Source organism: Duganella caerulea (assembly GCF_040362985.1).
GTDB classification, from domain to species: domain Bacteria; phylum Pseudomonadota; class Gammaproteobacteria; order Burkholderiales; family Burkholderiaceae_D; genus Rugamonas; species Rugamonas vulcania.
Genome location: NZ_BPWJ01000003.1, coordinates 352,212 through 370,229, shown reverse-complemented (window position 1 = coordinate 370,229; position 18,018 = coordinate 352,212). Strand labels below are relative to the sequence as shown.

The 18,018-nt window shown below is 63.0% G+C and carries 13 protein-coding genes; 9 read left to right on the top strand and 4 right to left on the bottom strand.

The genetic code is table 11. The features are described from left to right. Positions 1–103: 103 nt before the first annotated feature. Entirely contained in the window at positions 104–1,708 is a 1,605-nt protein-coding gene (locus ACUJB0_RS10950; RefSeq protein ID WP_444845249.1) for a rhamnogalacturonidase, read from the bottom strand. Between the two features lie 223 nt (positions 1,709–1,931). Between ACUJB0_RS10950 and ACUJB0_RS10945 the strand changes: the two genes are divergently transcribed. The 4 genes from ACUJB0_RS10945 (at position 1,932) to ACUJB0_RS10930 (ending at position 6,215) form a co-directional block, all read left to right on the top strand. Then, a complete protein-coding gene (locus tag ACUJB0_RS10945) occupies positions 1,932–2,960 on the top strand; it encodes an alpha-L-fucosidase (RefSeq protein WP_444845248.1) in 1,029 nt (342 codons plus the stop codon). Further along, the gene (locus ACUJB0_RS10940; RefSeq protein ID WP_444845247.1) at positions 2,933–3,133 is read left to right on the top strand and encodes an alpha-L-fucosidase C-terminal domain-containing protein; all 201 of its coding nucleotides are present in this window, start codon (positions 2,933–2,935) and stop codon (positions 3,131–3,133) included. The genes ACUJB0_RS10945 and ACUJB0_RS10940 overlap by 28 nt, the downstream gene beginning before the upstream one ends. 36 nt (positions 3,134–3,169) lie before the next feature. Next, on the top strand, positions 3,170–5,533 hold the full coding sequence (locus ACUJB0_RS10935; RefSeq protein ID WP_444845246.1) for a WD40/YVTN/BNR-like repeat-containing protein: 2,364 nt from the start codon (positions 3,170–3,172) through the stop codon (positions 5,531–5,533). A gap of 82 nt (positions 5,534–5,615) precedes the next feature. Continuing rightward, complete coding sequence (locus ACUJB0_RS10930) at positions 5,616–6,215, top strand: PEP-CTERM sorting domain-containing protein (protein ID WP_444845245.1); 600 nt, start codon at positions 5,616–5,618, stop codon at positions 6,213–6,215. A 45-nt stretch (positions 6,216–6,260) separates the two neighbouring features. On the opposite strand, the gene ACUJB0_RS10925 is transcribed toward ACUJB0_RS10930, so the two are convergent. Together ACUJB0_RS10925 and ACUJB0_RS10920 are read right to left on the bottom strand one after the other, a co-directional pair. Continuing rightward, positions 6,261–8,816 (bottom strand): glycoside hydrolase family 31 protein, encoded by a 2,556-nt coding sequence (locus ACUJB0_RS10925; protein ID WP_444845244.1) that lies wholly within the window; start codon positions 8,814–8,816, stop codon positions 6,261–6,263. A gap of 95 nt (positions 8,817–8,911) precedes the next feature. After that, positions 8,912–11,230 carry a TonB-dependent receptor gene (locus tag ACUJB0_RS10920; RefSeq protein WP_444845243.1) on the bottom strand — a complete coding sequence of 773 codons (2,319 nt, stop codon included), beginning with the start codon at positions 11,228–11,230 and terminating at the stop codon, positions 8,912–8,914. Positions 11,231–11,762: 532 nt separating this feature from the next. On the opposite strand from ACUJB0_RS10920, the gene tal reads away from it, so the two are divergent. The 5 genes from tal (at position 11,763) to ACUJB0_RS10895 (ending at position 17,654) form a co-directional block, all read left to right on the top strand. Beyond that, positions 11,763–12,854, top strand: coding sequence for a transaldolase (tal, locus tag ACUJB0_RS10915; RefSeq protein WP_444845242.1), 1,092 nt, complete (start codon positions 11,763–11,765; stop codon positions 12,852–12,854). 120 nt (positions 12,855–12,974) lie between these two features. Further along, positions 12,975–13,970 (top strand): BMP family lipoprotein, encoded by a 996-nt coding sequence (locus ACUJB0_RS10910; protein ID WP_161083830.1) that lies wholly within the window; start codon positions 12,975–12,977, stop codon positions 13,968–13,970. A gap of 99 nt (positions 13,971–14,069) precedes the next feature. Continuing rightward, positions 14,070–15,599, top strand: a complete 1,530-nt coding sequence (locus ACUJB0_RS10905; protein ID WP_444845241.1) for an ABC transporter ATP-binding protein — start codon at positions 14,070–14,072, stop codon at positions 15,597–15,599. Further along, a complete protein-coding gene (locus ACUJB0_RS10900) occupies positions 15,596–16,675 on the top strand; it encodes an ABC transporter permease (protein ID WP_444845240.1) in 1,080 nt (359 codons plus the stop codon). The genes ACUJB0_RS10905 and ACUJB0_RS10900 overlap by 4 nt, the downstream gene beginning before the upstream one ends. A 7-nt stretch (positions 16,676–16,682) precedes the next feature. Next, a complete protein-coding gene (locus ACUJB0_RS10895) occupies positions 16,683–17,654 on the top strand; it encodes an ABC transporter permease (protein WP_161083833.1) in 972 nt (323 codons plus the stop codon). On the opposite strand, the gene ACUJB0_RS10890 is transcribed toward ACUJB0_RS10895, so the two are convergent. Beyond that, positions 17,651–18,010, bottom strand: coding sequence for a c-type cytochrome (locus ACUJB0_RS10890; RefSeq protein ID WP_444845239.1), 360 nt, complete (start codon positions 18,008–18,010; stop codon positions 17,651–17,653). The two genes, ACUJB0_RS10895 and ACUJB0_RS10890, sit on opposite strands and share 4 nt — an antisense overlap. Between the last annotated feature and the right edge of the window lie 8 nt (positions 18,011–18,018).

Here is an 18,018-nt window from a genome sequence, read left to right as displayed (position 1 = left end):
CTCCATCAATAAAAATTTCCATAGCAGATTACCATTGCGGATCTGACAGAAGCATAAAACGTAACCGGGATATCGATGAAGAAAATTGATCCGTTGATGGCTATTACAATGTCAGCGCATCCACACTCCCCGTGATCTCGCGGTCCGGCATGCCGCGCACATCCTTGGCGAAGAACTGGCTGACACCGCGCAGCGCGAACAGCGCCGCCCCGCCTTGCCCGCGCTGCAGATTGACGGCATGGAAGCTGGCATCGCTGACATCGTCCAGCACGACCGCGATTCGCCCCTCGGGCTGGACGTAGCCCACCTTGACGTGATGAACCTCGATCGCCTTCACGTGACGCAGGTAAAACGCATACGCCGGCGCCTTGCCGAACATGCCTGGCTCCGGATACCCGTCGGGAAGTTCGGGCGGCACCAGCGCGCTCCAGGCCGCATCGCCGCCGCCCTGCGTTTCTATCTGCACATTGCTGATGCGAATATCCTCGATCGGATGCCCCGACAGCCCGGCGATGGTGCTGGCGTGGTTGCGGTACGCACCCGAGACGACAATATTGCTGATATTGATGCGCTTGATGGTGCCCACCGGCGGCTTGTTCGGCCCGCGCAAGCGCGCGCCCAAACGGATGAAGATCGGATCGTTCACCACGTTGCGCATGGTGATGTTGGAAATCGTCACGTCCTCGATGTGCGAACCATCCACGCTCTCGATCGCCAGGCCGCGGCAGGTGTCGAAAACGCAGTTCGTGATGGTGATGTTCTTGAAGTCGCCATTTGATTCGGTGCCCAGCTTGATGCGGCCGTATAGCCCCGACCGGTACTCCGGCGCACTGCGCTTGAACGAGCCGTCGATCAGGCTGCCCTCGTCGAAATTTCCCGATACCATGCAATCGGAGATCGTGATGTTTTCGCAGTGCTGGATGCGACCCAGGCCGTAGCTGGCCTTGAGGCAGATCGCATCGTCCCACGGCGTATTCAGGCTGCAATGCGTTACGCGCACATTGTTGCACGCGTCGATATCCATGCCGTCGCGGTTGGTGTCGATGGTCAGGTGGTCGATCAGCATATTGGAGCAGCCGGTCGCCAGTATGCCGAAATGGCCGCCATGCAGGATCGAAAAATCGCGCAAGGTCACGTTGCGGCACTCGCGCAGCGCGATCGCCTTGTCGCCCTCGCCGGGCTGGTCCGGCTTGTCGGTGTAGTTGCCGGTGTACTTGTCGTGGCCGCTGTTCAAGCCTTTGCCATGGATTAAGCCGCCGCCCACGATGGCCACGTGGTCCAGGCCGATACCCCAGATCAAGCTGTTTTGCCAGTGGCTGTGGCCGTAGTCCTGATAGTTGCCGCCGGCCTCGTTCGGCTCGGGCAGGTCGTAGCGCGCCACGCTCGCGTCAACCGCTTCGATCACCGCGCCCGCCTCCAGGTGGAGCGTGATGTTGCTCTTGAGCCTGATCGACGCCGACAGGTAGCGCCCCGGCGGAAAATACACGGTGCCTCCGCCCGCGGCCGCCGCCACGGCAATGGCGGCATTGACCGCCGGCGAGTCGAGCGTGCGGCCGTCGCCCTTGGCGCCGAAACGCCTGACGTCGAACAGCGAGCTCGTTGGTATGGGCGGCGCCGCCAGCGCGCACGCCGGCAGCGCAGCAAGCGCAATAGCCCGTGCCAGGAATTGTCTGCGTACAGGTAGCAAGGCAGCTTTCGTGAATGCCATCGGATCGCATAGTGTAGGTCCGTGCCAACAATCCGGCCAGTGCCTTTTTCGCTGCGCCCGATATACAAATTTACGTCACTCCGGCCCGGCCATCGAGGTCCCCAAGTGGTCGCTGCGCACGTTCAATTTAACAACGCGGATTGCGAAATAAGGCAATTGCGGCGCAGCGGACGTGCTCGCACAATGAGCTCCGCGCATCTTGCTTGCACACACAGGAGTGATTTTGAAACGACGACAATTACTGAAGCATTTAGGCGCGGTAATTCCAGCCGTCGCCCTGTCGCCTTATGCGCGCGCGGCCGACGCGCTGACGCACACCGGCACGGGGACGATCGTGGCCGGTCCGTTCGCGCCCACCTGGGATTCGCTGTCGTCCTATGAGACGCCGGACTGGTTCCGCAACGCCAAGTTCGGCATCTGGGCGCACTGGGGGGCGCAGTGCGAACCGGAACATGGCGACTGGTATGCGCGCGGCATGTATGAGGAAGGCAGCGCTCACTACCGCTACCATGTGGCGAAGTACAAGGACGTGATCGGCGACTGGAGCCGCGCCGCGCGCGCCAACGGCATGCGTTTCGGCGTGAGCGTGCATGCGGCGCGTACCTGGACCTGGTTCGAGGATGCGCAGCGCGCCGACAAGAGCGGTCCCTACGCCGGCATTCCCTACGATGGCAATCCGACCCGCGCCGACGGCAAGGGCACCTGGTGGGAAGGGATGGATCCGCAGGCGCTGTACGCGCAAAACCATGCGCTGGGCGCAGCCATCCCGGACCAGGCTTACTGCGACAAGTTCTTCAACCGCACGCGCGAACTGATCGACAACTACGATCCGGACATCCTGTATTACGACGATGCCGTGCTGCCGTTGTTCCCGTTTAGCGATGTTGGCATGCGCCTGACGGCGCACCTGTACAACCGCAGCATCGCCAGCAAGGGCAGGAACGAGGCGGTCGTCAACGGCAAGATCCTCAATGCACAGCAGCGCCGCAGCATGGTGTGGGACATCGAGCGCGGCCAGAGCCACCGGATCGAGCCCTTGCCATGGCAGACCTGTACCTGCATCGGCAGCTGGCACTACGACCGGCCATTGTACGAGCGCAAGGGCTACAAGAGCGCGCAGACGGTGGTGCATACGCTGATCGACGTGGTCAGCAAGAACGGCAACCTACTGCTGAGCGTACCGGTGCGCGGCAACGGCACCATCGACGAACAGGAGCGCTCGTCATGGGCTGGCCGGCAACGGGCAAGGTGACGATCGAGGCCATGGGCAGCGCCAGTCCGCACCTGCCGGGCCGCATCCGGCAGGTCGAACTGCTTGGCGCCAAGCGTGCGCTGGCGTTCGAACAAACCACCCAGGGCTTGCAGGTCACGCTGCCGGCCGATATGCCCGCCCTGGCGTACGCCAGCGCTTTGAAAATTTCTTGAAGAGCGCATTTTCACTATTATTCCTGGAGACTTAATATGAACAAAAAAGAAATCATTGCCCTCACCTGCGTGCTGGCCGCGCTGGTGGCCGGCTGCGGTGGCGCCAGTCAGGGCACCGCGTCCGCGGAGGGCCCGCAGTTTGCTTCGTTGATGAGCGTAGGGGGCGCGGCCAGGCCGGCGGCACCCACCCGGTGGGCAAGCGTGAAGTTCGGCGGCGGCGGCTACGTCCCCGGCTTGGTGCTCCATCCGACCAGTCCGGACGTGCGGTACGCCCGCACCGACATCGGTGGCGTCTACCGCTGGAACGCCGCGACCAAAGCCTGGGGCGCGATCACGGACATGATGGGCGTCACAGAGGAGTTCTACCACGGCAGCGAAACCATGGCCCTCGATCCGAACGATGACAAGCGTGTCTACATGAGCGCGGGCCTGTATCTGGGCGGCACGCGCAAAGCCCGCCTGTACATTTCCACCGACCGGGGCGATAACTGGGAGTACGTCGAGCTGCCGTTCCAGGCGGGCGGCAACAGCCAGGGCCGCGCCGTCGGCGAGCGCCTGATGGTCGACCCGAACCAGCCTTCGATCCTGTTCTACGCCACGCGCGCCAGCGGCCTGTGGAAGAGCGCCGATTACGGCCGGACCTGGAACCAGGTGCAGTCGCTGGCGACGCACACGATGAGCGACCAGGAGATCGAAGCCGTCCTCTGGAAAGGCGTGGTCGGCATGGAACAGGTGATCTTCGACACCGATACCAAGGGCACCGGCAACGCCACGCAGACCATCTACACGGCCGTCGGCAAGGACTATGGCGCCGTGGCGGGGCTGGGCTACAGCCTGTACAAGACCACCGACGGCGGCGCGACCTGGAACGGCATCGCCACGCCCGCCGACGTGGCCGGCTTCTACATTCCCCACATGGTGCGCAACCAGGACGGCTTGATGTACGTGGCCTTCACGAAGGACACCGGCCCCGGCGCCGGTGGCCCGTCGAGGCTGTACAAATTCGACGGCAGCAACTGGACCCTGCTGAAACAGTACGACCCGCAAACATGGGGCGTCAACTTCGGCATGGGCGGCCTGTCGGTGTCCGGCACCGGCGCCACCACCCGCATCGCGCTCGGCGTCACCAATTCCTGGGGCAACTGGGACGGCCAGCCCGTGGTGCAGCTGTCGGACGACGCCGGCGCCACCTGGCGCGAGATCTCCGCGATGGCGCCGCACAGCGGCACCTTCGACGGCTGGTCGGGCTGGGTCGACGACGTCGAGATCGATCCGAACAACCGCGAGCACATCATGCACGTGGCCGGCGGCGTGTGGGAAACCTGGAACGCCTCCGCTGCAAAGCCAAGCTGGACCTTCGTCTCCGAGGGCATAGAGGAAACCGCGACGATGGCCCTGATGGCGCCGCCTCCCGGCGCCTCCTACACCCTGCTGCGCACCATGGGCGACACCGGCACGCATGTCCAGACGGAACTCACCAAGGCGCCCACGCGCATGACCCCGCGCAATATGTTCGGCGGTAACACGTACAGCTCCGACATGGCCTGGTCCGATCCGAACTACATCGCAACGATCGGCAATCCTGCCTGGAACAACACGACCGGCGGCGCCTACTCCACCGATGCGGGCGTGACCTGGACGGCGTTCCCGACCAACCATCCGGATGCGCTGGCCAACATGACCAACGCATCGAACATCGCGGTCCTCCAACCCGGCCACATCGTTTGGGCGCCAGCCCAGTCGGTGCCGGCCTACACGACCGACAACGGAGCGACCTGGACCTACACCAACCTGCCGGCCCTGAATCGCCTGGGCGACCGCTCCTACCGGGTGGTGGCCGACCGCAAGAACCCGAACAAGGTGTATGCATACAACGCGGGCGGCGTATGGTATGCGCAATGGTCGGAGGCGCCGCACTTCTACACGTCCACCGACGGCGGCCGCACCTTCACCGATAGCGCCACCTTCGCGGCCAGCACCTGGAACACCGAGACCAAGTACACATCGATCGCGGTCAATCCGAACGCGGAAGGCGACATCTGGATCGTTGACGGAAGGAGCATCCTGCACTCGCTCGATTCGGGCGCGACCTGGACCAGGCTGAACGTGACCGCGCCGATCTTTGGCGAGTCGACCTGGTTCCCCGATGTGTACGGTGCCACCTCCATCGCCCTGGGCAAGGCGCCCTTCGGCGCCAGCTATTCCGCCTCGGTGTACGTGGTCGGCGTGTTCAACGGCGTGTGGGGCGTGTACCGCTCCGACGACGCCGGCGCCACCTGGAATCGCATCAACGATGACAAGCACCAGTTCGGCGGCATCGGCACCCTGGCGGCTGACCAGAACGTGCCTGGGCGCCTGTACCTCAGCGGCTCGGGCCGTGGCGTTTTCTTCAGCTACTAAGCCGCCGGACTATCGCTGCGCGCGGCCCCGCATGGCCGCGCGCAGGCAAACGTGTATGAATCAAATCCAATTGGAGAACTAAATGAAGTCCCTGAAATTATCGAACATCCTCACCGCGCTGGTCCTTGCTTTGGGCGCGGCGGCTGGCCACGCCAACGCCGAAATGCTGACCTTCGACAGCCTGGTCCGGTTCGGATTCTATGGCAACGGCGAAGCGCTGCTCGACAGCATGAGCGCCAACGGCCAGAGCCTGAGTTACCAGGAGGCGGGCTTCGTGCTGACGCTGACAACGCCCAACGCGCCGTCCGGCGCGGCCCACATTGGAGACGGCACGTATGCGCCGCAGACTTTCAATTGGCATGATGGTCTCGAAAACGGGGCCAACTCCTTCGTGACGCTGACCCGCGTGGGCGGCGGCAAGTTCAACCTGATCAGCTTTGATTACTACACGGACGCGAGCACGATGTCGGTCGATGGCAAACCGGCCGGCGTGCTGCGGGACTGGGGCACCTGGGACACGCGGTTGAACGGTATCAGCGAACTGCGCCTGGGCTCCGGCGCCTTCAACGAACTCGACAACATCAATGTGGCAGGCGTAAGCGCCGTTCCCGAGCCAGGCTCGCTGGCGCTGCTGTTGAGCGGCTTGTCCGTCCTCGTGGCGGCGCGTCGTCGCCGTCGCTGACCTGGCGCGGGCGCGGTTTCGACCCGCGCGCACCAGCGGCCAGATCTAGCGCATCAGGGCGTCGACGACGACCATCTGTCCATCATAACGGACAGGCTTGGTCGTCCCGCCCGCCGGTTCGACACCCAGGCCGTCCGCGCGGCCGACGACGACGACCTTGAACCTGCGCATTTCCTTCATTCCCGGATAATGGCCCTGGCGGCGGAAAATCGTCAGCTTGCGCGCCGCGTCATCCCAGCGCATGCGCGTGAGCGCATACTCGCCACGCTCATACCCCCAGCCGTCGCCTGCGTCCTCGTAGTAGGTGTACTCGCCATCCGCACCGGGATAGACCCGCAGCTCGATCACCGGGTCCATGTCTTCCGATGAAAACTGCATCACCGGTCCCATGGGGATCACGCTGCCGGCGCGAACATGCAGCGGCATGCGCTCGATCGGTGCATCCACCATGATGGTCTTGCCCCCCGCGAGCCGGCGCCCTGTCCAGAAGTCAATCCATGTCCCCTTCGGCAGATAGACCTCGCGCGTCTTGTCCTTCCCTGCCAGCGGCGCCGACTGCGCGCCGTAGTACATCGGCTCGAGCACGGGGCTGACCATCATGCCCTCTCCGAACAGCATTTGCGACTTCAGGTCGTGGGTGCGCGGATCGTCCGGGTAGGCGAACGCCACCGGGCGGATGAAGGATGCGCCATGCAGATGCACCAGTCCGGCCAGCGAATAGATATGTGGCAGGAGCCGGTATCGCAGCTGAATAAACCGCAGGATGGCATCGTAAAACGGCGTGCCCGGCTCACCGAAATGCCAGGGCTCGCGCGGGGTGTCGGTCCCGTGGCTGCGGAACATCGGAAGAAACACCCCCAGTTGCAGCCAGCGCGTGTACAGCTCGCGGTAGCCCAGGTCGTCCACGCCGCCGGCATAGTCGCCATCCCAGAACCATTGCTCCTTGCGCTTGACAAAAAAGCCGCCAATGTCGACGGTGACATAGGGTGTGCCAGACGCGCTGCCACGCTGAAGCGCGGCCATTTGCTGCACGAGTACCGGCCACCTCGCCGAAATATCGCCGGTCCACACCACGGCACCGGCCGCCTGGCTTCCCGCATACCCTGATCGCGTCAGGTTGACCAGCCGCTTGTTCGGCACGGTCTTACGCCAGTTGCGATAGAGGCTTTGCGAATCGGCCAGTGCGTAGGCGTTCATGAACTGCGCGCCGACGGTATCGGCCAGGACGCGGATATTCACGTCATCGGCATCCTGGGCGCGCTTGGCGCCGCCCCAGTCGGCGATGGCCGGCTCGGTCGAATCGCACCACCATGCATCGATGCCGTGGCGCCCCAGGTACTGCCAGACATTGTCGAAATACAGATCGCCGGCCTTGCGCTGAAAGAAGTCGACGTATTCGGTGCCCGCCAGGGTGTACCCGCGCTCCTTCAAGACCCGGCCGGGCGGATCGAGCGGACTCGGATTCGGCCAGATCGAGATCATCACTTTCGCGTTCATGTCGTGGACGGCCTTTGTCATCGCCCCGATATCCGGATAGCGCACCGCATCCGGCACGAAGCTGCCCCAGCGGCCATCGGCCCAGTAGTTCCAGTCCTGGACCATGACGTCCATCGGGATCTTCCGGTCGCGGAACTGCTTCGCCGTATCGATCAATTCCTGCTGCGTGACATAGCGCTCCTTCGATTGAATGTAGCCGAAGGCCCATTTGGGCAGCATGGTGGCGCCGCCCGTCAGCTGACGGTAGCCTGCGATCGCGCCGTCCATGGAGTTGCCAAGTACGAAGTAGTAATCCAGCTCGTCAACGACGTCGCTGCTCACCGATGCACCGTCCTTGCCGTCGCTGAAGGTGAGCAGGCTATAGGTATCGAACAGCAGGCCGTAGCCCCGGGTGGAAACGAGGAATGGGACGACGACACGCAAATTGTGCTGGTACAGGCGCTTGCTCTTGCCGCGCAGGTTCAGGTCACCGGTTTCATCGAAACCCAGCCCGTAGAGCGCTTCCTGGTCGCCGAATCTGAAGCGCGCGGTCGCCTTCCAGGCATCCCGGTCCTTCTTACGCACGTAGGAGCCGACCAGTTGGCGCTCGCCATCGACTGTTTTGACGGTCTTGACCGTGGCGGCATCAGGCACGGACCTGAGGACCTCCACAGGTTCGAACGCCCGCGGGCTTGCGTTGGACTCTTCCAGCAGCAGCGCGCCATTCAGCCCCCAGAAAGAAATGGAACCGGTGGCTTGATCGAGCTTGACCGACATTCGGGCCGATTGCAGGGTGAGCGTGTTGGCGGCTTGGTGCGTCTTGATCGGGCCCGGTTTGGCGGCGATGTCGACACGCATCAGGCTCGCTCCCTTTGACCAGCCGGGGTTGCGGGTGGCAGTCACGCGGACGATCTGGTCTGTCACGAAGTCGATGCGCAACAGCGTTTCGTCAAGCGCGCATTCGATTCCCGACCCCGTATTTTTCCATCCATTTACCGCATCCGGATTACCCGCTTTGCCGGGATCCCGGACACTGTTTTTCTCGGCGGCGAGGCCATAGGGGAACATGGCCAAGGCCGGGATCGAGGCGGCCAGATGGGTGAGGAGATTTCGACGTTTATTCACGGGACATTTCAGGGATTGGTTTTTTATATATAGAATACCATACCGCCTTAAAAAACACCCCTTCCAGAGGGGTGTTTGAGCATATTCCAGGAGTTTTAGAAGTTGACCTTGAAGGTGCCGCCCCAGGTGCGTGGCTCGTTCAACATGCCGGTCAGGTTGTCGAAGTCGATGGCGCCGATGATCACGCGCTTGTCGGTGATGTTACGGCCGAACAGCGCTGCTTCGTATTTACCGTTGCCCCACTTGTAGCCAGCGCGCACGCCACCTTCGACCAGCGACTTGGCCTTGTATTCAGGCGCTTCGTACAGGAAGAAGTTGTAGCTGCTGCGATAGGTCCAGTCGGTGTAGGCATAGAACTCGCCATCGCCGATGTCCTTGCTGTACTTCAGGGTGAAGTTCAGCTGGGTCTTCGGCGCGCGCGGCAGCGGGTTGCCGTCGATCTTGGACGTGCCGGCAAACGGACCGGCCGCGTTGGTCGGCGTGCAGCCGTAAGGATGAGGCGCGGTGTTCCCCAGGTTGCCGCAGTACTGCACGAACAGGTTCTTGTCCTTGATCTCGGTATCGTTGTAGCTGCCGCCCAGGGTCATGCTGAACTCATCGCTCAGATTGGCCTGGAAGTCCACTTCAACGCCTTGGCCTGTCACTTTTTCAGCGTTGATCAGCTGGTTCATGTTGATCCCGCCGCTGCCTGCGGTCAGCTGCTTGTCCTTGACGCGGTACTGGAACACCGAAGCGCTCAGACGGGCGCGCTTGTCGAACAAGTCCTGCTTGATACCGGCTTCATACGACAACGCTTTTTCGGCGCCGGCGAACGATGGCTTGTCGGACAGGCCGTTCAGGCGACCCTGCATCGATGGCGCGCGGTAGCCGGTGGCCACGCGGCCGAACAGGTTGGTGGTCTTGTTCAGTTCATAGGTGCCGCTCACATCCCAGCTCAGGTTGTGCGAGGTGTTGTCGATCTCGAACGGACCCGACATCAGAGGCGGTTCGAAGCGCGCGGCCGAGAATTCCTTCTTGTCGGTTGTGTAGCGCAGGCCGCCGCGTACCTTCAGCTTGTCGCTGACGGTGTAGTTCAGCGAGCCGAAGGCCGCCCACGACTTGGCGTGCTGGAACTGCTGCGCGTACGCGGCGTTCTGCGGATTGCCAGGGGTGAACGAGTCAAAGCTGATCGAGTCGATCTGGATGTCTTCGTTGAAGAAGAACAGGCCGCCGATCCACTGCAGCGGACCCTTGTAGTTCGACTCGGCACGGAGCTCTTGCGAGAACTGCTTGTGGTTGGGCAGCAGGTCGGCCGTTTCAACCGCGAACGGGATATAGCCAGGACCGTACGGTGGCGCGTACGACGCGCCGAAGCCGCCGTCCACGTCCGCGCGGCTGTTGAACTTCAGCGTTTCGTAGCCGGTGATCGAGTGCAGCGTGATGTCGTCCAGGTTGTACTTCAGGCGGATGTTGCCGCCCTTGGTGGTCAGCTTCTGGTAGTTGACGCCGTCGGTCGGATAGGAGCTGTAGTCGAAGCCGTCGACCAGGTCGTTGGTGCCCTTCTTGATGATGTTGGCGCGGAACAGCGTGGCGCTGCCGTGGTAGTCGCGCTCGTGGTAGTTGAACAGCGCGCTGAAGTCCTTGTTCGGCTTGACCAGCGCCTGCAGGCGGAAGGCGTTGTCGCCGTAGCCTTCGAAGTCCTGGGTGCCGGTGTTCTTGTTCGGATTGGTGTTCTGCACGCGGTCGCCACGATGCTGGCTAGTGCCGGAGAAGCGCAGCGCGACCACATCGTTGACCGGGATGTTGAACATGCCTTCGGCGGTCTTGGACGAGTAGTTGCCCACGCCCAGGGTCAGGTAGCCCTCTTGCTTGAAGACCGGCTTGGCCGAGTCGAACTTGATCACGCCGGCCGGCGAGTTACGGCCGAACAGCGTGCCCTGCGGGCCGCGCAGCACTTCGACCTGGTCCACGTCGAATACCGGGAAGCCTTTCAGCATGGCGTTTTCCTGGACGATGTCATCCATCACCAGCCCGACCGGCTGGGAAGCGTTCAGGTCGAAGTCGGTGTTGCCCAGGCCGCGAATGTAGAAGCGCGGGAAGGTGCGGCCGTAGTCCGATTCCACGTTGACGGACGGCGAGCGGCCGGCCAGGAAACGGATGTCGGCGGCGCCCGAGGTCAGCACGTCGAGCTTGTCGCCCTTGAGCGTGGCGATCGACATCGGCACGTCCTTGATGTTCTCGGCGCGGCGCTGCGCGGTCACGATCACGGTTTCCAGTTGGCCTTTGGTGGCGGTTTCCGGGGCGTCGGCCGCCGGCTGGCCTGCTGCAACGGCGGCGGCCGCTTCGGCAGCCATTGCTGCGTGCAGCGGGAATGCGCTTGCAACTGCCAGCGCGATCAGTGTCCGCGCTGCGTAACCACTACTTTTTTTGCTCATGAGTCCTGCTCCCTATTGTGTAGGCAAGGTTGAAATATCAATCCAAAATCTCGCCTTCGCCGCGGATTGCGGCGGGCGATGTCTGTGTTTTTTGTTGGTAAAAATGTATCGAAACTACGCTGTTTGGCACAAGAATATGCAAACTACCAACCATGCTAGCATGGAAAAAAATGGCAGAAACTCACTTTTTCGATGATTCGATTCATATCAATTTTATATAAATAGCTAAATAAAATCGAATTTGTCGTACATATCGGCACTGATGCATAGTAGTGGACCGCCCGGAAAACGGGTTGTTTAGTACTGGAAAACCACCCTGCCCACAGCTAAAACCGCGATTTCGAGCCCCCCTCGGGATGCCCCGGCAGCCCCTGAACATGCGGAAATCGGGTTATCCAACAAGCAGGAAATTTTTCCAAACGGACAAAAAAGCAACAGCACAACAATATTAAATTCGGCCTCAACTGTTGCGGCAGTGCGACATGACTCCCGGCAATGGTCGCCGGGACACAATCTTGGACGGTAGATGTAGATGAATAACATGCTCGAACAAAGCCGGCTGCGCGCGGTCGGCGCGCTGGGACAACAAATCTGGCTCGACAACCTGAGCCGCGGCCTGCTCGCCTCCGGCCAGCTGGCGCAGCTGATCGCCGACGACGGCATCCAGGGCCTGACGTCCAACCCCGCCATCTTCCACCACGCCATCCGCCACGACGCCGCCTACCAGGCCGCGCTGCCGCAGCTGCGCACCGCGCTGGCCACGCCCGAGGCGCGCTTCGAGGCGCTGGTGCTGCCGGACGTGCAGCGCGCCTGCGACCTGTTCGCGCCGCTGTACCGCGAGTCCGACGGCAAGGCCGGCTTCGTCAGCTTCGAAGTGTCGCCGCGTCTGAGCCACGACATCGACGGCACCATCGCCGCCGCCAAGCGCCTGTGGGCCGCCATCGACCGGCCCAACGCCATGATCAAGATCCCGGCCACGCCGGCCGGCATCGCCGCGCTGGAGGAAGTGATCTACGCCGGCATCAACGTCAACATGACGCTGATCTTCACCGCCAGCCAGATCCAGGCCGTGCGCGCCGCCCACCGCCGCGGCCTGGCGCGCCGGCTGCAGGACACCGCCTCGGTGCAGCGCATCGCCAGCGTGGCCAGCGTCTTCATCAGCCGCATCGACGTCGCGGTCGACGCCCTGCTGGAAAACTCGGCCGACGAGACCGCGGTCGCGCTGCGCGGCCGCGCCGCCATGGCCGCCGCCCGCATCGCCTACCACGACTGGAAGAACGACGGCGGCTTCGCCGTGTTCGCGGCGTTCGGCGCCACGCCGCAATGGCTGCTGTGGGCCAGCACCGGCACCAAGCACCCGGACCAGCGCGACGTGCGCTACGTCGAGGGCCTGATCGGCCCGCACACCATCAACACCGTGCCCGACGCCACGCTGGCCGCCTTCCGCGACCACGGCGAGGCGGCCGCCACGCTGCTCGACACCGACATCGACGCCGACCGCGCCGTGATGGCGCAACTGGCGCGCCACGGCATCGATCTGGAAACGGTGGGCCAGCAGTTGCTGTCCGCCGGCCTGCTGCAATTTGAACAAGCTTTTGACCAACTGCTGGCGCTGACGGCGTAAAACGGCGGCCATCCCCGAGGCAAACCTCTAAAAATCAGGGATTTGCCGCGATAAAGCGGCCTCGAATTACATGTTTCGTCCAATAAAAATATACAATATCGATCTTCCAGGAGCCCATTCATGAAACTTTCACAACTTAGTTTGACGGTTGCAGCACTGTTCATCGCTGCCAGCGCGTCCGCGGCTGACCCAAAGCTGGGCATCGTGTATGACGCAGGCGGCAAGTTCGACAAGTCGTTCAACCAGTCCGCTTTTGAAGGCGCCTCGCGCTTCAAGAAGGAAACCAACATCAATTTCATCGAGGTGCAAGCCTCCAGCGACACCCAGGCGGAGCAGGTGCTGCGCGGCCTGGCCCGCAAGAACCTGGACATGATCGCCTCGATCGGCTTCGCCCAGCAGGCCGCCGTGCAGAAGGTCGCCAAGGAATTCCCGAAAGTCCGCTTCGTGCTGATCGACGGCGTGGCGCAAGGCGCCAACATCAACTCGATCACCTTCAAGGAAGAAGAAGGCTCGTACCTGGCCGGCGTGGCCGCGGCCATGGCGTCGAAATCGAAAAAGCTGGGCTTCATCGGTGGCGTCGACATCCCGCTGATCCGCACCTTCGCCTGCGGCTACGCCCAGGGCGCCAAGGCGGTCAACCCGAAGATCGAAATGAACTCCAACATGGTCGGCACTTCCTCCGATTCGTGGAACAACCCGGCCAAGGGCGGTGAGCTGGCACGCTCGCAGTTCGACCGTGGCGTCGACGTGGTGTTCGCCGTGGCCGGCGGTTCGGGCCTGGGCACGCTGCAGACCGCGAAGGAAAAAGGCAAGCTGGCGATCGGCGTCGACTCGAACCAGAACGGCCTCTATCCCGGCACCATCCTGACCTCGATGGTCAAGCACGTGGACGTCGCCGTGTACGACGCCTTCATGCAGATGAAGAACGGCACCTGGAAGGCCGGCGTCACCGCCAAGGGCCTGAAGGAAGGCGGAGTCGATTGGGCGCTGGACGAGAACAACCGCAAGCTGATCACGCCGGAAATCGAGAAGCGCGTCATGGGTGCCCGCAAGGACATCATCGACGGCAAGGTAAAGGTCATCGACATCCGTTCGGGCGCGGCCTGCCCGGCCTGACCCATGTTTGAACATTGAGCGCGCCGCCGGGGACACTCCCCGTGCGGCGCGTTTAACATTTTGCGTATTTTTATCCAACCCCGCACCGAAAACGATCCTATGCAGCCAGCAGTAGAATTTCGCGGCATCTCCAAGCATTTCGGAGCCGTCAAAGCGAACACGGACGTCAGCTTCACCATCGCCAAGGGTTCCATCCATGGCCTGGTGGGCGAGAACGGCGCCGGCAAATCGACCCTGATGAGCATCCTGTACGGATACTACCGCGCCGACGGCGGGGAGATCCTGCTCGATGGCCAGGCGCGCCGCATCCACAACAGCCAGGAAGCGATTGAGCTGGGCATCGGCATGGTGCACCAGCACTTCATGCTGGTCGAGAACATGACCGTGCTCGATAACGTGATGCTGGGCAGCGAGGGCGGGTTCAAGCTCAAGGCCAAGCGCGCCGCCGTCGAAGCGCAGCTGCGCGAGATCTGCACCCGCTACCGCCTCGACGTCGATCCGCTGGCCACCATCCACGATTTGTCGGTGGGCGCGCAGCAGCGCGTGGAGATCCTCAAGCAGATCTACCGCAGCGCCAACATCCTGATCCTGGACGAGCCGACCGCCGTGCTGACCGCGCAGGAGACCGAGTCGCTGTTCGAGATCCTGCGCCTGTTCAAGGAACAGGGCAAGACCATCATCCTGATCACGCACAAGCTGCAGGAGATCCTCGACATCACCGACACCGTCACCGTGATGCGCGGCGGCCGCGTGATCGGCGCCGTGCCGACCGCCGGCACCACCAAGGAAGACCTGGCCAACATGATGGTCGGCCGTCCGATTGAAAACAACCTGCCGCGCGCGCCCTACAATCCGGGCGCGCCGGTGCTGCAGGTGGAAAGCCTGCAGCTGCAGGACGAACAGCAGGTCAAGCTGCTGGCCGATATCGGCTTCACGCTGCGCGCCGGCGAGATCGTCGCGATTGCCGGCGTGTCCGGCAACGGCCAGAGCGAGTTGATGGAGATCCTGTCGGGCATGCGTCTGCCGACCTCCGGCAAGCTGGAATTCCTCGGCAAGGCGCTGCCCTTCGCCGGCCGCTCCGACGCCGACGGTTTGCCGCGCACCTTCCGCGACCTGGGCATCGCCCACATTCCGGAAGACCGCCTGCGCGACGGCGTGGTGAAGGCCTTCTCGGTCATGCACAACACCATCCTCGGCTACCAGGACAAGCTGAAAAACCGCTGGGGCCTGTTCGACTTCAAGGCCATCGCCGCGCGCTGCGCGGAGCTGATGAAGAACTTCGACGTCCGCCCCAACAACCATGACCTGCGTATCGGCCTGCTCTCCGGCGGCAACCAGCAAAAGGTGGTGATCGCCCGCGAAGTGCTGGCGCAGCCCAAGCTGATGCTGGTCGGCCAGCCGACGCGCGGCGTCGACATCGGCACCATCGAAAGCATCCACAAGCAGCTGCTCGCCCTGCGCGATTCCGGCGTGGCGATTTTGCTGGTGTCCGTGGAGCTGGAGGAAGTGCGCGCGCTGGCGGACCGTATCCTGGTCATGTGCGGCGGCCGCATCACCGGCGAACTGAAAATTGAAGAATTCGACACGACCCGTATCGGCTTGCTGATGGGCGGGATGCACAAATCATGAATAACCACGACCTGCCACGCTGGGCAACCGCGTTTGTAATGCCCATCCTGAACCTGCTGTCGGCCCTGTTGGTGGCCGCGCTGGTGATCTACCTGCTGGGCGAAAGCCCGATCGAATCGATGGGCATCCTGATCAACAGCGCCGTCGTCAATCCCGAGGGCTTGAGCTACACGCTGTTCTACGCCTCCACCTTCATCTTCACCGGCCTGGCGGTTTCGATCGCCATGCAGGCCGGCTTGTTCAACATCGGCGCCGAAGGCCAGATGTACTTCGCGGGCCTGGGCCTGACGCTGGCCATGCTGGCCTTCGACAGCTCGCTGCCGATGTGGATACTGATCCCGGTCGGCATGATCGGCGCGGCCTTGTTCGGCGCGCTGTGGGCCTTCCTGCCCGGCTACCTGCAAGCCAAGCGTGGTAGTCACGTGGTGGTCACCACCATCATGTTCAACTACATCGCCGGCGCCTTGATGAACACCGTGATCGTCAAATACCTGGTGCCGGCGGGCGAGCAGAATCCGGCCAGCCGCGCCTTCAGCGCCGCCGCCGAAATGCCGCGCCTGAACCAGTGGTTCCCGGTGCTGGGCGAGACGCCGCTCAACATCAGCTTCTTCCTGGCGATCATCGCGCTGGTGATCTACGGCGTGATGGTGTCGCGTTCCTCGTGGGGCTTCAAGCTGCGCGCCACGGGCCTGAACAAGCATGCGGCGCACTACGCGGGTGTCCGCATCAGCAAGATGATCATCACCGTCATGCTGATCTCCGGCGCGCTGGCCGGCCTGGGTTCGGTCAACTCCATCATGGGTTCGACCCACTACCTGTCGCTGAACTTCGTCGGTGGCGCGGGCTTCGTCGGCATCGCGATCGCGCTGATGGGACGCCAGCATCCAGTGGGGATCTTCCTGTCGGCCGTGCTGTTCGGCGCATTGATCCAGGGCGGCTTCGACCTGTCGCTGGAAAAACAGAACATCCCGCCCGAGACCTTCATCTTCATCCAGGGCCTGATCATCCTGTTCTGCGGCGCGATGGAGAACTTCTACGCCCCGGCCATCGCCGCCCTGATCAAACGGAAGAAGTGAGACCGACATGACTTTTGAAGACCTCCAAATCGGCAGCATCCTGGTATCGACCGTGCGCAACGCGCCGGTGCTGATTTTCGCCGGCATGGCCGGCCTGTTCGCCGAACGTTCGGGCGTGATCGACATCGGCCTCGAAGGCAAGATCCTGGCGTCGGCCTTCGTGTCGGCGGCCGTGGCCTTCGCCACGCAGAACCCGTGGTACGGCGTGGCCGCCGGCATGCTGGTATCGGTGCTGCTGGCGACGCTGCAAGCCTATGTCGCCATCACGCAAAAGGGCAACCAGCTGGTGGCCGGCATCGCGATCAACATCGCCATGAGCGGCCTGACCTTCGTGGTCGCGCAGTTCTTCTTCCAGCAAGGCGGACGCACGCCGGACCTGGGCCAGGCGCGATTGTTCGACGTGGTGCTGCCCGGCAGCGCGGCGGTGGAAGGCATACCGTTCATCGGCTGGCTGTACGCGCACCTGATCGGCGGCCATTCGGTGCTGGTGTACCTGGCGTTTGGCCTGGTGCCGCTGGTGCATTGGGTGCTGTACCACACGCGCTTCGGCCTGCGCCTGCGCGCCTGCGGCGAGAACCCGCACGCGGCCGATGCGGCCGGCGTCAGCGTCGAGCGCCAGCGCTATATCGCGATGCTGATCGCGGGCGTACTGTGCTCGTTCTCGGGCGCCTACCTGGCGATCGTGCAGAGCGGCTTCTTCCTGCGCGATATGTCGGCCGGTGCAGGTTACCTGGCGCTGACCGCGATGGTGTTCGGTAACTGGCGTCCGGTGTACACCTTCCTCGGCTGCCTGATGTTCGGCTTCTTCGGCGCGGTGCAGATCCAGATCGAAGGCGTGGACCTGCCGGTGGTAGGCCGCCTGCCAGGTTCGCTGATCCAGATGGTGCCGTACGTGGTCACCGTGATCGTGCTGGCAGGCCTGATGGCCAAGTCGGTGGCGCCGAAGGCACTCGGTACGCCGTTCGTCAAATCGCGCTAATGTAGTGAACGCAAATAGGACAGCAGGTCGGCGACCTGCTGTTCATCCTTGATCCCCCAAAAACGCATGCTGGTCCCCGGCACCACGTCGTGCGGCGCGCGCAGGAATGCGGCCAGCGTTTTCTCGTCCCACACCAGTCCCGACTTTTTCATCGCGTCCGAGTACTTGTAGTCCTTGGTCGACGCCGCGCGGCGGCCGACGATGGCGTTCAACTGCGGCCCGAAGCCGCCCTGCGCATAAGTCCCGACCTGATGGCAGGAAGCGCAGCGCTTGAACAGCACCTCCCCCACCTTGGCATCGCCCGCCGCCGCAGCCTGGCCGGCGGCCAGCAGCACAAGTAAAAAGTATGTCTTCATACCTGCCA

What these genes read in the sequence shown, in the direction of transcription:
- ACUJB0_RS10950 (WP_444845249.1), bottom strand. Translation starts at nt 1,708, where the DNA reads ATGGCATTCACGAAAGCTGCCTTGCTACCTGTACGCAGACAATTCCTG.
- ACUJB0_RS10940 (WP_444845247.1), top strand. Translation starts at nt 2,933, where the DNA reads ATGGGCTGGCCGGCAACGGGCAAGGTGACGATCGAGGCCATGGGCAGC.
- ACUJB0_RS10935 (WP_444845246.1), top strand. Translation starts at nt 3,170, where the DNA reads ATGAACAAAAAAGAAATCATTGCCCTCACCTGCGTGCTGGCCGCGCTG.
- ACUJB0_RS10930 (WP_444845245.1), top strand. Translation starts at nt 5,616, where the DNA reads ATGAAGTCCCTGAAATTATCGAACATCCTCACCGCGCTGGTCCTTGCT.
- ACUJB0_RS10920 (WP_444845243.1), bottom strand. Translation starts at nt 11,230, where the DNA reads ATGAGCAAAAAAAGTAGTGGTTACGCAGCGCGGACACTGATCGCGCTG.
- tal (WP_444845242.1), top strand. Translation starts at nt 11,763, where the DNA reads ATGAATAACATGCTCGAACAAAGCCGGCTGCGCGCGGTCGGCGCGCTG.
- ACUJB0_RS10910 (WP_161083830.1), top strand. Translation starts at nt 12,975, where the DNA reads ATGAAACTTTCACAACTTAGTTTGACGGTTGCAGCACTGTTCATCGCT.
- ACUJB0_RS10905 (WP_444845241.1), top strand. Translation starts at nt 14,070, where the DNA reads ATGCAGCCAGCAGTAGAATTTCGCGGCATCTCCAAGCATTTCGGAGCC.
- ACUJB0_RS10900 (WP_444845240.1), top strand. Translation starts at nt 15,596, where the DNA reads ATGAATAACCACGACCTGCCACGCTGGGCAACCGCGTTTGTAATGCCC.
- ACUJB0_RS10895 (WP_161083833.1), top strand. Translation starts at nt 16,683, where the DNA reads ATGACTTTTGAAGACCTCCAAATCGGCAGCATCCTGGTATCGACCGTG.
- ACUJB0_RS10890 (WP_444845239.1), bottom strand. Translation starts at nt 18,010, where the DNA reads ATGAAGACATACTTTTTACTTGTGCTGCTGGCCGCCGGCCAGGCTGCG.